Source organism: Faecalibacterium sp. OF04-11AC, from assembly GCF_003460645.1.
Lineage (GTDB): Bacteria > Bacillota > Clostridia > Oscillospirales > Ruminococcaceae > Faecalibacterium > Faecalibacterium prausnitzii_I.
The window spans coordinates 1-13,883 of sequence record NZ_QTVP01000003.1 but is presented as its reverse complement, the minus strand read 5'-3'; the positions used below and the strand labels follow the sequence as shown (position 1 = coordinate 13,883).

The following is a 13,883-nucleotide window of genomic DNA, read 5'->3' as shown; positions in this document are numbered from 1 at the left end:
TATTACACAATTTATCGTACAATCAATCTTCTGCCTTCAGGGCAGCTGCCACAATCTCTGCACGACGCTGTTCCAGCACCTTAGTATCCACAGATTTTGTCTTAAGAGCAATCGCGGAGAGAACAATCGGGATGACGACGACACAGGTGGCCACGACCATATCACGAGCCGTCAGGTCTTTGAACAGGGTCACAGCGATGACCAAGGCACAAACCCCGCCCAAAATGCTGCACATGTTGTATAGCCACAGCGGGAACCGCACGGCACGCTTCTCAAACTGTTCGGGGTACTTCTTCGGGATGGTCATACAAGCTACATTCAGATAGGCGTTGATGAGCATGGTGGGAATCATTAGCATAGTGATGGCATTGTCCACACTCATATCGGTCAGGATAGGGATTAGCGCCACGATGTACACCAACAGGAAGCAGAAGTAGGGGTATCCATCCTTGTTCTTTTTACGGAATGCTACCGGAAACCATCCATCGTCTGCCATATGGGAAAGAGGCTCACGAATCATGGCCAGAACTGCTAAAAACGAAGAGATGATGGCGCAAACACCGCCGCCGATGACAAAAAATGCAAAGAGCGCATGATTGGGCATGATGGCGCTGGCCGTCACGCTCAGGTTTTGGCCCGCTATCTGCTCATAAGGCAGCACACCCGCAGCAACATAGGACATCAGGCCGTAGACCACAGAAACCACCACGCAGGTAACAATAATACCCATGGGGATCGTTCGCTTGGGGTTCTTGGTAATAGGCACCACACCCACAGGCCCCATAGTCGTGCCCTGGCAGGCCCAGCCCATAATAGCAATGGCGCTGAGGATGCCTGCAAAGCCACTGTGACAGAAGCCACCATCATAAGAAGCACTGAAGAAATTCTCTATATTGACATGGGAGAAACCGACCACCACAAACAGCACCAGTGCACCCACCAGAAGGATGGTTGCAATGTTCTGGAACAATGTGACCACACGGTTTCCCTTGATCGTCAGCAAGAAAAAGAGCGTCAGCAAAATTGCACTACTGAGCTGTCTGTGTTCTGCTAGCGCAGGCCATAAGCTGCTTAAATAACTTGTAAGGGAAAGTGCATAGCCTGTAAATCCAAAGGCCCATATTACATTGGACCAGCCGCCGTATCCTGTCAGCAATGGAGGCAACAGCATTCCTTTCATGCTGTAATCACCGCCCTCGATGATAAAGACGCCAGACATAGCCAGATTATACCAGTAGGCCAGTAACATATAGAAAACGCAGATAATCGTTATGGGCAAAATGGAACGTCCTGTTTTCGCAATGGCCGAACCCAGCGTGACAAAAATACCGGAACCGACCGCACCGCCAACACCAAGACCCACAATGTTCCACAAGCCGATCTTTTTGGTGGATTCCTTGTTCATTGTGTTTCTCCTTTAATAAAGAATTAAACGTATCTTTGCTTTTAACCTGCTGCGCAGCTCGGTTTTCTTGGTTTAAATTATACAAATTCTTTCCTGTCTGTCAAAGTCACTGATTGTTCTTGTGACGAGCATTTTGATCACAAAATGCTCGTCACAAGAACAATCTTGCGCGTTATTGTCTTCGTTTTTTAATCTTCAAAATTTGAGGCCCAATTTGATGATTTTTGCTATTTTGACGAACGGGATTGTATACCAGCATTTATCCAACCTGCGTTTCCTACTCGTTCTGATCATATTGAAATTGACATTCCCATCCAAATCCAGTAAACTTCCCTATAAGAAAGTTTCTGTTTTCCATCTTTACCGGGAGGGAAGTCTATGTCTAGAATCGATATTGAAGTGGGAAGCAAGATTCGCCAGATACGGCAGAGTCGGAGAATGACGCAGGACGAGCTAGCTACGGCCATCCACAAAAGCCGAGCCACCCTTTCCAAATATGAGAGCGGTGATATCTCCATTGATCTGAACACTCTCTATGACCTCTCCGATGCATTTGGCATCCACCCCGAACAACTACTTTATCTCCGTACCATAGAAATCAGCACTGCACAGCCTGAACTTCAGCCCGCATTTTTTAAGGGGCTTACCCGTTTTTACGGTTATTGTTACGATGGACGGAATGGCAAGCTAAACCGTTCTGTTTTCGACGTCTTTTCTCAGACTGACGTCGGCCAATACCGCATTGCGCTCTATATGAATTACTCGGAATTTGACCACTACCAACAAGCTGAAAACATCTACTGGGGCACCATGCAACATTTTGATTCTATGACTCTAATCACATTGAAACATCAGAATAACCCCATGGAACGGGCCAGTCTACAAGTACTGGCCTCATTCTTAGATGCCGACACCCGATGGGGACTCTGGAACGGGGTTTCATCCCGTCCATTGATGCCTGTTGCTTTAAAGCTTTTGCTCTCCAAAAGGCCACTACCGGAAAACGCAACTCTCCTTCATGAGCTAAAACTCTCCAAAGAGGATATCCGACGGATGAAGTATTACAATATGTTTTCGGTTGTGTGACCGAGTGAAAAACACGATATGAATAATCTCAGCTTATAAGTCCTACTATCACTGCTTTACTGCAATAAAATTTACAAAATCATCTTGACGTGCTCTGCAATCCATGATACTCTCTATCGAAAACCCCACCGAGCTTGTCGGGGCCTCGCCCCGACAAGCTTAATTTTTGTGCAGCGAAATACACGCCGTGCAAGCGATGCAAAGAGTTCATGGCTTTTTTGTAAAGTGTGCAAGTGTGTGCAGCCTCTGCCGCAAAAACAAAAAAGCCATGAAATCTTTCGATTCACAGCTTCCACGGTAGACATTCCTACGCGTTGGAACCCGCGGGCTAAGCAACAGCAACGGGTTGCGTTAGCTGATTTTTCCGCAGCCCCTTGGCAGGGCTTTGAAAAATCAGAACGCGGCCCCAACAACTCCTCCCTGTTTCAGCCGCAGGCTGCGGTCGTCGTTGTTGCACTGGCTGATTGCTTGCGGCGCTATGCGCCGCCGCCCTGTTCGAGCCCTTTCCATCGCGCAAACAAAAAAGAAAAACCAGTACACAATGTGTACTGGTTTTTCTTGGTGCAGTAAAGCAATCCAAATCCGAACCATTTCCCTCGGATGCAACTTCTGTCGCTTCTCCAAAGGTGACGGTCTGTGTTCCTTCTTTATAGTTGAAGGTTATCAAAACCTTATCGTCATACAGGTAAATCGCATTGATGAAGGTATCCACCAGTGCCTGCCGCTGGTCTTTCAGGCTCATGTCCAGCTTGCGAAACCGCAGCAGCCAGAACCGGATGAACTCCTCTGTGACCTTGGGCTTTGCCAGCTTTTCTTCCGCAATGCGGGCTTCAAGTTCACGCTTGGTTTCTTCCAGCTGCTCCAGCCGCTCCTTGGTGGAGCTGGTCAGGATACCGGCCTGAATCGCATTGAGCATATTCTGGATACCAGATTCCGCATCCCGAAGCTGCTTCTCGTAGAGGGGAATGTTGGTATTTTCCTTATTTTGCAGTTCCATCACCTTGGCAATGATGGATTCCATAGCGGCATCGTCTTTCACAAGCTGCATGGTCTGGTTGACCACCAAATCTTCCAGCCACTGCTTACGGACAGTCTTTTTCTTGCAGCCCCTGTGTTTTTTGGCGGTAGCACATTTATAGTAGCGGTGGACTTCTCCCGTCCGGCTCGTGCCGCTTTCGCCAAACATCAACGCCCCACAGTAGCCGCAGAACAGCTTGGTGGTGAGCAGATAGTCATCCTCTGCCTTTCTACGGGCAGGGGCTTTCTTGTTTTTGGCGATTTTTTCCTGAACATCATCGAACAGTTCCAGCGGCACGATGGGCGGAATGGCATCCGGCACGACCACGTCCCGGAATTTCAATTCTCCGATGTACCGCCGATTCTTGAGCATGTGTTCGACACTGTTATAAGTAAACGCACCGCCCACCGGGTTCTTGATGCCGTTTTCGTTCAGCCAGTCCCGAATCTCCTTCATAGTGGAGCCTTCATTGTACTTCTTGAACGATTCAAGCACAAAAGGCGAGGTGAGAGGGTCGATGTGGAACTTCCGCTCGGAATCCAGCGTGTACCCAAAGGTTCCACGGCCACCGTTGCAGCGGCCTTTCAGGATGTTCTCGGTCTGTCCACGCACGACCTTCTCGGCAAGGTCAGCGGAATAATACTCGGCATAACCTTCCAGCACAGATTCCAGAATAATGCCCTCCGGCCCCTCGGAGATGATCTCGGTGGCAGACATGAGCTTGACGCCGTTCTTCTTCAGTTGGGTCTTATACCGGGCACTGTCGTAGCGGTTCCGGGCAAAACGGTCCAGCTTCCAGACCAGCACAATATCAAACAGCTTCTTGTCGCTGTCCTTAATCATCCGCTGGAACTCCGGGCGGTTGTCCGTCTTGGCGGAGATAGCACGGTCAATATAGTGCTTGACGATGGTGATGCCGTTTTTCTCGGCATAAGCCGTGCATTCCCGGATCTGGCCTTCGATGGATTCTTCGCGCTGGTTGTCCGAGGAATAGCGAGCATAGATCACGGCGGTCATGGCGAGTACCTCCATTTTATACGTCATTGAACGGTAATACGTTCATTAAAGCAATGTTTCGTATAATGTATATACCACAGTTTTGCCCTGATTGCAAGCCCAATGATTTATTTTCATGATTCCAACAGACAAATTGTCTTAAGATTATATTCCGAGCAAAATGTGAAGTCCAAGCCCGGCCACGCCGCACAGGCACATGGTCAGGATGGGATTCCACTTGAGCTTCCGTAGCACAAAAAATGCCGATGCAAAACTGCCGATGCCGATCCAGTCTACGTTGGCGAGCGTCTTTGCACTCTCTCCGAACACCACCATAGACAGTATAGAAAGACCTGCACCAAAGATAAGCGCTACAATGACCGGACGCAGGCAGGCCAGAACACTTTGCAGCAGAGAAATATCCTTGTATTTACGATAGATGTAGGATAGAAGTGAAACAAAGAACAGCGCCGGTGTAATGCAACCTAGTGTTGCAATGATGGCTCCGGGTACCTGCGCGATACGCAAACCAACAAAAGTTGCCGAGTTGACCGCAATGGGACCAGGGGTCATTTCTGCAATCGTGATGAGGTCAGTAAACTCCTGCATCGTCAGCCAGCCATGTTGTTCCACCACTTGGCTCTGGATCAGCGGCATGGCCGCATAGCCGCCGCCTACGCTGAACATACCCACCTGCAAAAAGCTGAGAAAAAGCTGTAAGTAGATCATTTTGCACCACCTTTTTTCCACTGGACCAGAGCCAGCACCACGCCGAATACTGCAGCGGCAAGGATGACCACCACCACATTGACATCAAACACCGTATTTGCGACAAACGCTGCGACCATCAGGACAATATACACCCATGAGCGGGTCTTCAGCACCTTGCCGCCGAGGTCGAATACAACATCCAGAATGACCGCCGCCACACCAGCCTGCATTCCCTTGAGTAACAACGCGATATAGCGATTGGTGGCAAAAGCATTGTAGAACACAGAAATGACTGAAAGAATGGCCATAGGTGGGATGATGGTGCCCAACACTGCCACGATCATTCCAATCAAGCCTTCTACCTGCCAGCCTACCAGAATTGCAGCATTGACCGCGATTGCGCCCGGAGAGGACTGCGCCAACGCTGTCATATCCAGCATTTCCTGTTCATCGATCCAGTGCAGCTCATCTACAAATTTTTTCTTCATAAAGGTCACGATGACAAAGCCGCCGCCGAAGGTAAAGCTACTAATGTACAGCGTACTCAAAAACAGCTTCCAAAGCCGTGCTAACCGTGTACCGTATGTTTTATTTTCATCCATACAAGTTTTCTTCTCCTTTTTTGATTTTCGGACAACTATATTTGTTTTCTTACTATTTCAAACAGCTTTTAACTGTTACTGCTTGCGAAAGCCCGTATTTTCCGGTATCCTTGTTTTAAGAACTGCGAAGCACGGAGGGAATCTCTATGAAACATAATACATTTCTCGTCAAGCCAGCGTCCAGCCTGTGCAATCTGCGTTGCCGGTACTGCTTTTATGACGATGTTTCCAACAGCCGAGCCTGCAAAAATATGGGACTGCTTTCCCATGAAATGGCAGGAGAACTGGTTGAAAAGGCTTTTGCAACCACAGAGGAAGGCGGCAGCGTCCATTTTCTGTTTCAGGGCGGCGAACCGACTCTTGCTGGGTTGGATTTCTTCCGGTTCTTTCTGGAAACGGAGCGTTCCATGCAGCGCAATATCTCTGTGTTCCACAGCATCCAGACCAATGGCATTTGTCTGGATGAAGAGTGGGCTTCCTTTTTCAAAGCCAACTCTTTCCTCGTAGGCCTCTCTCTGGACGGCACACAGGAGAACCATGATCTCTATCGGCTGGACGCAGCTGGGCAGGGCACATGGGATAAAGTAACTCATGCGCTTGCGCTGCTGGATGCCTACAGGGTCGAAACGAATCTGCTTTGTGTTGTGACCGGACAGCTGGCCAGAAAGCCGCAGCGAGCCTTCAAAAGCCTCTGCGAGTTGGGACAGCACAATCTGCAATTCATCCCATGTCTTGACCCACTTGATACGATTGGAGGGCAGGCATATTCTCTAACGCCGGAACTTTATGGTCGTTTTCTGTGCGGCGTCTTTGATACTTGGTATCAGCAGCTGCAACGAGGCAATTATATCAGCGTTCGCAATTTTGAGGACTATCTGCGTATCCTGCTGGGAATGCCGCCTACCTCCTGCGCTTCTTCCGGTTCCTGTGGACATTATCTTACCGTAGAAGGTGACGGAAGCCTTTATCCCTGTGACTTTTATGTTCTGGATGAGTGGAAGCTGGGAAATCTGAGCCACTGTACCGTTGAAGATGCGCTTGATTCTCCCACAAGCCAGACATTTCTGGCACAGGGCCGCAAACGCCCGGCGGAATGCGCAGCATGTGCTTATCAGCTGCTCTGTCGGGGCGGATGCAAGCGAGATTGGGATGCCTCTGGAAGCAACCGCTTTTGCGCAGCGTATAAGCAGTTCTTTGCCTATGTGCTTCCGCGCCTGCATACTGCTGCACATTTTCTGGCACAACAAAACCGATAAAGAGATTCTCCCGGAGAGCAGTACTGCCTCCGGGAGAATCTTTATTTTACCTTTTTGATCTTCCGGATGGAATGGCCATCGTAGAGGATGGGCTTCATGACATAAGTGTAGTTCCGGTCATCGCATTCGCCGGTGGAAATCATCTCCATAAGCCGCAGCGCAAGCTGACGTCCCATCTCGAAGCCTTGCTCCACGGAGCAGGTAACATCCTCCTGCCGATAAGTTTCTTCCGAATAATCAAAACAGACCAGCGAATAATCTTCGGGTACAGTCTTCCCCATTTTCTGCAGGGTTTTCATGACCAGCCGATAGATGATGTAGTTGCAGCAGACGATAGCGGTGCATTTAGGGATGCTCTTCAGAAATCTTTCAATGGAACGGACATAGCTTTCGTTGTGGGCTTCGTCCGAAATACACCACTTGATGTAATCATCGTTCAGTTCCAAACCACGATTTCGCATCGCTTCCGCCATGCCTTGAAACTTTTCTACGCTCTGGTAGTTGTCGTACACGAAGATGCCTGCAATGTGGCTGTGTCCGGCATCCATCAGGCGTCCTATCAGCTGATGGGCACATTCGATGTCATTGATCGTTACGCGGGGGCAGCGCAAGTTCCGATAGAAGTTGTTGTAGAATATCACCGGGATCTTACGTCGGTAAAGCTCCTTGTAGCAGTCAAGATTTGGGCTGAGGATGCTCGATTTGACACCATCCACGATGAAACCGTGAAAATTCTGATGTACCACAGTCTCCAGACAGCGGCGTTCGTTGCAGAATTTGTTATCGGTCAGAAATACATGGAGGTCAACCTGCTCCTGCGTCAGAACACTGCGAACCCCTTCGATTAATCCCGAATTGGCACTTGTATCCTGTCCCTGCAGGACAAGGCCGATTTTATAAAGGGCATCATCTGTGTTCAAATCCCGCGTCATTACTTTTTCCCGGTGGAAATAAGTCCCACTTCCCTTGAGCTTGTACACGAGTCCTTCTGCTACCAACTGGTCGATGGCCACTCGTATCGTTTCTCGGCTGACACCCAGTTTCCGGCAGAGCGCATTTTCCGAAGGCAAACGCTGGTTCCCGGAAAATTTGTTTTCGTCAATATAAGCCAGAAGCCAGCGATAAACCTGATCGGATTTTTTCTCAACAGCCGAGAGCATGGGCAAGCGCTCCTTTTCAGTCGGTGATAGTGGGGCGGCTGCCTTCCGCGTGCTGAATCCAGTTCAGCAGACGTTCACGAAGTTCCGCCTTGACCGCAGCATATGCAGGATCTGCGACCACATTGTTCAGCTGCCACGGGTCTTTCTGCATATCGTAAAGGAAGTCGTCTGCATAAACATCGGATGCCGCAGCCTCGCCGCCGTTGACGCCGGGTGCATAGACAGAATACATATAATCTGCCGTGCGGATGCAACGGCCGCAGCGGCTCTCCGAGATTTGGGCGTAGACCTCATTAGCTCTATTATGATTTTTCTTTTCCACAACGTCAAGCAGATTTTCGCCGATCATCTTGTCGCCGACATCCACGCCCGCCAAAGCCAACAGAGTCTTGGGGATGCTCTCGGTGCTGACCAGCTCGGTGACTTCCTTGCCGCCCTTGAACGGGCCGCCGCAGATGACCAGCGGCACATGCAGGCAGCCGTCGTGGCACGAGCGCTTATAGTCATCGTATCCGTTCAGATGGGCGTCGCGGTTGCGGGTCTTGAAATGAGAGCCATGGTCGGAAGCGTAAAGGATAACAGTATTCTCATACAGACCCTTTTCTTTCAGTTTTTCCACCAGCTTGCCGAGGTTCTCGTCGAGGCTTGCGCACTGTCCCAGATAATCCGGATACTCTTCTGCTGCATTGCCGCCCAGAGCCTTCAAGTCTTCGGGGAGGACAAAATCCGCAAATCGCTGCTTCGAGCCGTTGGGGCCTTCGTAGTGGTTGTGGTCATTCTGATGGTGCGGCTCAATTTGGGATACGGTCATGAAGAAGGGCTTTTCGCCGGTGTACTGGTCGAGGTAGTCCAGCGCGAACTGGTTGATGCAGTCAGCACGGTAGCCCTTAAAATCGATGCGGTTGTTGTTCTCGTCGAACACATAGCCGTCGTAGCCGTGGGAGGTAAATTCCAGCACATCGGCTGCACGCCAGTAGCCGGTGTAGCCGCCGCGCAGCTCCAACGGAACGGCTGTAATGGTATGGTCAATGGTCGGCTTCTTTTCCAGCTCGCCATCCGAGGCCAGATGCCACTTGCCGACATAGGCAGTTTCGTAGCCGGCATCTTTTTCCATATACTCGCCCAGAGTCTTGATATTCGAGGGCAGCATCAGGTTATTGCGGAAACAGCCTGTCTCAGTGGGGTATTTTCCGGTCTGGAACAGGGCGCGGCAAGGGCCGCACACCGGCTGGGGAGAGAAAGCATTGTCAAATTTTACGCCCTCCTCTGCCAGCTTGTCCAGATTGGGTGTGACGTTGAGCGGCTGGCCGAAGCAACCGCAGGTATCCCAGCGCTGCTGGTCACTGAAGTAGAAAATAATGTTATATGCCACGGTCTTTACCTCCTTTTACTGTTCCACTTTCGCGTTCTTCGTTTCCTTCATCTTGCCGCGCAGGATGCCGATGATAACCACCACGATTAGCGCGATAAAAATCCAGCAATACACACTGCTGAAGAAGATTTTGGGATTTCCATCCGAGATGAGCAGGGCGCGGCGGAAGTTCGTCTCGGTCATATTGCCCAGCACCATGCCCAGCAGCACAGGGACAGCGGGCAGCTCCAGCTTGCGCATGAACCACGCCATCACGCCGAACACCAGCGCAACGCTCAAATCAAAATAGCTGCTGTTCACCGAGTAAGCACCGGCGAAACAGAAAATCACGATGATGGGGGTCAAGATCTGCTGAGGGATGGAGACGACCTTTGCAAACAGGCTAGTCAGGTATTTGCCCTGCAGGAACATGAAGATGTTCACGAGGATAAGGCCCAGCATGATGGCATACATGATAGCGCCGTCGGTGGTGAACAGCGAGAGACCGGGGTTCAGGCCATTTATCATCAGGGCCGATAACATGATGGCCACGCAGCCGTCGCCGGGGATGCCCAGCGTCAGCAAGGGAATCAGGGTCGCGCCACAGACGGCATTGTTGGCAGACTCAGCAGCCGCAACGCCCTCCACAGAACCGTGGCCGAATTCCTCGGGATGCTTGGACAGGTTCTTCGCAGTGTTGTAGGAGAACCACGAGGCCTCCGACGCACCCGTGCCAGGTACGATACCAACACAGGAACCGATGATAGAACCCATCAGAACTGGTCGGAACATCCGCTTGTATTCATCTTTTGTGATTTTGCCATCATCATTGCCGATTTTTCCGGCGTGAAGGTTCAACTCATTCCGCTTCAGCTCTGCCTTGCCAATGATTTCCACCAGTGCGAACAAACCGATGAGGGTAACGGCAAGGTCAAGACCCAGATACAGACGGGGAATACCAAATGTAAAGCGGTCATAGCTGGTCATGGGGTCTGCGCCCACACAGGAAATAAGCAAACCAAGGCAGGCGGCGATGATGCCCTTGACAAGGCTCTTACCCGAAACGCCTGCAATAATCGTCATGCCGAACAGGCAGACCATAAAGTACTCCGCCGTGCCGAGCTGTGCCGAAATTTTTGCGACCTGAGGGCCGAGGAAGAGCAGCACCAACGCAGAGAAGATACCGCCAAAGGTAGATGCATAAAGTGCAATTTTCAACGCCGCTTTAGTGCGGCCCATTTTGGACAGCGGATAGCCGTCCAGCATAGTAGCCGCCGCGTGGGGCGTACCCGGCGTGTTGATAAGGATAGCCGATACCGAGCCACCATAGCCACCTGCGCAGTAAATGCCCAACAGGAACATCATGCCGGGAATCGCACGCATGGTATAAGTGACAGGCAGGAATAGGATGATGCAGAGGATAACACTTAATCCCGGGATGGCCGCGAACACGCAGCCAATAAAGACACCGAGGTTTATCCAGATGATATTTTCGAGGGTGAAAAGCAGCCCGGAGGCCGGGCCGATAAAGTCAAACAAACCCATATTCTGCCTCCTCAGAAACTAACATTCAGCACAAAGTGGAATACGACCCAAATCAACACAGCCATTGAAACTGTGATGGCATAGTAAAGGGGTTTCTTGCAGCGGAAAAAGACCAGAAATGCCAGTGCGCAGAATACAGCGCCCACAACAAACAGATCCGTGACCTCTGCCAGCAGATAAGTGACCACCAGAATGAGGACGATGACGAGTGCTTTTGTTTCCACCAAAAGATTCAGCGTTTTAGTTTTGGTCGGGCGGTGCATCACCATGTTGTATGCCTCGCGGCCCACCAGAAGGGCGCTCATGGCCAGCATGAGCCAAATCAGCATCGTCGGGAAAGCGCGGCCATTCACAACGTCTTTTTCCGAGATCTGCACCTGCTGCGGCATGATGAGCAACAGCACGATGCCAATGACCAGAAACAGAATGCCGCAAATCAGGTCTACCGGGTACTCGATGTTCTTCTGTTCGAGCTTTGCGCCCCATTCATCCAGTTTTGCTTCGGCACGTTCTATCAGATTTTTCACTTGTTTCAACTCCTTTTGGAAACATAAAAGCAGGGAGAAGGGGATGTCCCCGTTCCCCCTGCTTCAGCTTTTTGTCGCTATGAGGGCTTTTTATCAGCCTGCCACGATGTCCTTATACTGCTCGACGATGCTCTTGACGTTCTCAATATGAGCTTTGACGTCATCTTCGCTCATCGTATCAACTTCCAACAGCATGGTATCGTTCAGCCACTCGACCATTTCCTGATCGGCAAGGATCTTATCGTACAGCTCTTTCAGCTCTGCAACCTTTGCAGCATCGGTACCCTTGCGTGCCATCACGAAGCAGCGGTTGCGGAAGTAAGGGTAGCCCTTGGAGCCAACGCCCTCAACACCAGCGAAGGGGCCGTTCTCGATGGCCTTATCGTCGAATGCGCAGACCACATCAACGCCGCCCTGCTGGTAGGTCTCAAGAATCTGAGACTGGTGAGAGACCGCGAAGTTCGTTTCACCCTTAGCTACAGCCTGTGCAGCCTCCGCAGCGGACTGGTACGGAGTCAGTTTCAGCTGGTCGCCGGCACCCATAGAGCCGAACAGAGCCGCTGCCAGGAAAGCCTCGGAGCCGGTAGCGCCGTTAACGGCCACGGATACGGGGTTGCCTGCCTTGACATAGGCCTCCAGATCGTCCAGATTCTTGAGGTTCAGTGAAGAATCAGCGGACAGGACGAAGACGGAGGAGTACAAGTTCTCCACGAACTCGAAATCGTCGTAGCTGAACTGCAGCTTGGCCGGATCCAGAGTCTCGGTAATGGCGAACAGACCCTCACCGGCGAAGACCAGTTCCTTATCATTTGCCTTAGTACTGGACACCCAAGTGTTGACAGTAGCAGCATCGCCCTTGACGGCTTCAGCAACCAGTGTGATTTTATTATCAGAATAATCAGGGGACTTGGCAGCAGCCTTTTGGCTGACCATCGCTGCTACACCAGACGGTGCCCACGGGCAGGTAACTTTCCAGCTCTCCTGTTTGCTTCCGCAGCCGGTAAGCATCGACAAAGCAAGGACACCGGCGGTGACCAACGCCGCAATACGCTTTTTCATCATTTTACTCTCCTTTTTTGTTTTGCCTTTTCGTGTGGTAGCAAGCACTTCACCGTGCTTTTGTTACCAACAAGATAACATTTCAAGCAATTTCAAGTCAACAAATTTTTCTATTTTACAAAAAAAGTTGTCTGGTAAAAGAGCTAAATGACCACATCTGTATTTTGCTGTAGAAAACTTATTGTGCATATTGCACATCAGCTTGAATCATCTTTGTGCAGCTTAAATTCTTTCATGATGTAAAGTGTATCATATTCATAATAGAAGTCTTACTATTGTCTCCATTCATAAATAATTTCTTCGGAATCATCTTGACGTACTCTACGAACCATGATATTCTCTATCACAAATCCCACTGAACTTGTAGATTGATTGCAAATCTTCTGCAAAAGTGGTTGGTTATCACCGTGAGACCCACCACTTCAGTGAAGGAAAAATCCACGAAAGAAGCTACCGCCCCGCAACACACCCGATTCATTTTGCCGCCGATTCACCCGACAAAATCATCGCTGCGCTGCGTGGGCGGTATTTTTCTTTTTCAGGGAAGATTGCACCTTGAAAATTTCATGAGCCGACCGGACGTGATACCGACTTTTCGTCAACGCCGCTGCAAAACAGGGGCAGGAACTGCGTTCGGTGTGAACGGTGACCCCATCATATGAGCAGAGCCCCGCTACTTATTTTTTGCGTCTTAACAATTCGGAAACATTTGTTGAAAATGCGTTTTGAGCGCAGCGGTAGAGGGCAAGAACCGTCCCGTGGCCACAAATTTTCAATTCTTGAAAATTTCCTGTCCATCCGGGACTTCACTTCTGCAATGCGTCTGCATTTCCGAAGTGATCTTGTTGGGGCGTGCCTGCCCCAAACCCTGCTCATGGTTCGCGCCTGACGGTGCGAACAGCAACGGCGTGTCGTGCTTACATAACTTCACCGAGGAGTTATCGAACAGACAGGAGGTACAATGACCAAAACGAATGTTCAATCGACCCCTAGCAATTCCCAGCGCCACGACACGCCGAACAACAAAACGCACGTCATCAAGTTCCGTGTGACAGCGGAGGAAAAAGCGTCACTGGAACTCACTTGCAAACTCCTGAATCTCTCCCTCTCCACTTTTATCCGCCGCGCCATCCACAACGTCAAGATCGAGAAAACGGTCATCGTTGC

At 50.4% G+C, this 13,883-nt stretch carries 11 protein-coding genes and 1 pseudogene; 3 read left to right on the top strand and 9 right to left on the bottom strand.

The window, feature by feature from the left end:
- Positions 1-22 precede the first annotated feature (22 nt).
- Positions 23-1,405, bottom strand: a complete 1,383-nt coding sequence (locus tag DXA70_RS02125; protein WP_128117475.1) for an APC family permease — start codon at positions 1,403-1,405, stop codon at positions 23-25.
- A 378-nt stretch (positions 1,406-1,783) separates the two neighbouring features.
- On the opposite strand from DXA70_RS02125, the gene DXA70_RS02120 reads away from it, so the two are divergent.
- Entirely contained in the window at positions 1,784-2,491 is a 708-nt protein-coding gene (locus DXA70_RS02120) for a helix-turn-helix domain-containing protein (RefSeq protein ID WP_128117474.1), read from the top strand.
- Positions 2,492-2,819: 328 nt separating this feature from the next.
- On the opposite strand, the gene DXA70_RS02115 is transcribed toward DXA70_RS02120, so the two are convergent.
- The 3 genes from DXA70_RS02115 to DXA70_RS02105 all read right to left on the bottom strand — a co-directional run bounded on the left by DXA70_RS02115 (position 2,820) and on the right by DXA70_RS02105 (position 5,818).
- Positions 2,820-4,526, bottom strand: a complete 1,707-nt coding sequence (locus tag DXA70_RS02115) for a recombinase family protein (protein ID WP_243000981.1) — start codon at positions 4,524-4,526, stop codon at positions 2,820-2,822.
- Between the two features lie 144 nt (positions 4,527-4,670).
- Positions 4,671-5,234, bottom strand: a complete 564-nt coding sequence (locus DXA70_RS02110; RefSeq protein WP_015536709.1) for a chromate transporter — start codon at positions 5,232-5,234, stop codon at positions 4,671-4,673.
- Positions 5,231-5,818, bottom strand: a complete 588-nt coding sequence (locus DXA70_RS02105; protein WP_118659024.1) for a chromate transporter — start codon at positions 5,816-5,818, stop codon at positions 5,231-5,233. Before DXA70_RS02105 ends, DXA70_RS02110 begins: the two co-directional genes overlap by 4 nt.
- Positions 5,819-5,964: 146 nt before the next feature.
- Here DXA70_RS02105 and DXA70_RS02100 point away from each other — a divergent pair, with 146 nt between their 5' ends.
- Positions 5,965-7,074, top strand: a complete 1,110-nt coding sequence (locus DXA70_RS02100; protein ID WP_128117473.1) for an anaerobic sulfatase maturase — start codon at positions 5,965-5,967, stop codon at positions 7,072-7,074.
- A gap of 41 nt (positions 7,075-7,115) precedes the next feature.
- Here DXA70_RS02100 and DXA70_RS02095 read toward each other — a convergent pair whose 3' ends face one another.
- The 5 genes from DXA70_RS02095 to DXA70_RS02075 all read right to left on the bottom strand — a co-directional run bounded on the left by DXA70_RS02095 (position 7,116) and on the right by DXA70_RS02075 (position 12,716).
- On the bottom strand, positions 7,116-8,234 hold the full coding sequence (locus DXA70_RS02095) for a GntR family transcriptional regulator (RefSeq protein WP_118529301.1): 1,119 nt from the start codon (positions 8,232-8,234) through the stop codon (positions 7,116-7,118).
- Positions 8,235-8,250: 16 nt separating this feature from the next.
- On the bottom strand, positions 8,251-9,606 hold the full coding sequence (locus DXA70_RS02090; protein WP_097782794.1) for a sulfatase-like hydrolase/transferase: 1,356 nt from the start codon (positions 9,604-9,606) through the stop codon (positions 8,251-8,253).
- Between the two features lie 15 nt (positions 9,607-9,621).
- The gene (locus DXA70_RS02085; RefSeq protein WP_118659022.1) at positions 9,622-11,130 is read right to left on the bottom strand and encodes a tripartite tricarboxylate transporter permease; all 1,509 of its coding nucleotides are present in this window, start codon (positions 11,128-11,130) and stop codon (positions 9,622-9,624) included.
- 11 nt (positions 11,131-11,141) lie between these two features.
- Positions 11,142-11,657, bottom strand: coding sequence for a tripartite tricarboxylate transporter TctB family protein (locus DXA70_RS02080; RefSeq protein WP_113991662.1), 516 nt, complete (start codon positions 11,655-11,657; stop codon positions 11,142-11,144).
- A 93-nt stretch (positions 11,658-11,750) separates the two neighbouring features.
- On the bottom strand, positions 11,751-12,716 hold the full coding sequence (locus DXA70_RS02075; RefSeq protein ID WP_128117557.1) for a tripartite tricarboxylate transporter substrate-binding protein: 966 nt from the start codon (positions 12,714-12,716) through the stop codon (positions 11,751-11,753).
- A 961-nt stretch (positions 12,717-13,677) separates the two neighbouring features.
- Between DXA70_RS02075 and DXA70_RS02065 the strand changes: the two are divergent.
- A pseudogene (locus tag DXA70_RS02065) lies at positions 13,678-13,883 on the top strand (mobilization protein); the annotation flags it as partial.

Bases quoted from the DNA above. Each gene is read 5' to 3' on its own strand.
- DXA70_RS02100 (WP_128117473.1), top strand. From the start codon at position 5,965: ATGAAACATAATACATTTCTCGTCAAGCCAGCGTCCAGCCTGTGCAAT.
- DXA70_RS02120 (WP_128117474.1), top strand. From the start codon at position 1,784: ATGTCTAGAATCGATATTGAAGTGGGAAGCAAGATTCGCCAGATACGG.
- DXA70_RS02110 (WP_015536709.1), bottom strand. From the start codon at position 5,234: ATGATCTACTTACAGCTTTTTCTCAGCTTTTTGCAGGTGGGTATGTTC.
- DXA70_RS02075 (WP_128117557.1), bottom strand. From the start codon at position 12,716: ATGAAAAAGCGTATTGCGGCGTTGGTCACCGCCGGTGTCCTTGCTTTG.
- DXA70_RS02115 (WP_243000981.1), bottom strand. From the start codon at position 4,526: ATGACCGCCGTGATCTATGCTCGCTATTCCTCGGACAACCAGCGCGAA.
- DXA70_RS02095 (WP_118529301.1), bottom strand. From the start codon at position 8,234: ATGCTCTCGGCTGTTGAGAAAAAATCCGATCAGGTTTATCGCTGGCTT.
- DXA70_RS02125 (WP_128117475.1), bottom strand. From the start codon at position 1,405: ATGAACAAGGAATCCACCAAAAAGATCGGCTTGTGGAACATTGTGGGT.
- DXA70_RS02105 (WP_118659024.1), bottom strand. From the start codon at position 5,818: ATGGATGAAAATAAAACATACGGTACACGGTTAGCACGGCTTTGGAAG.
- DXA70_RS02085 (WP_118659022.1), bottom strand. From the start codon at position 11,130: ATGGGTTTGTTTGACTTTATCGGCCCGGCCTCCGGGCTGCTTTTCACC.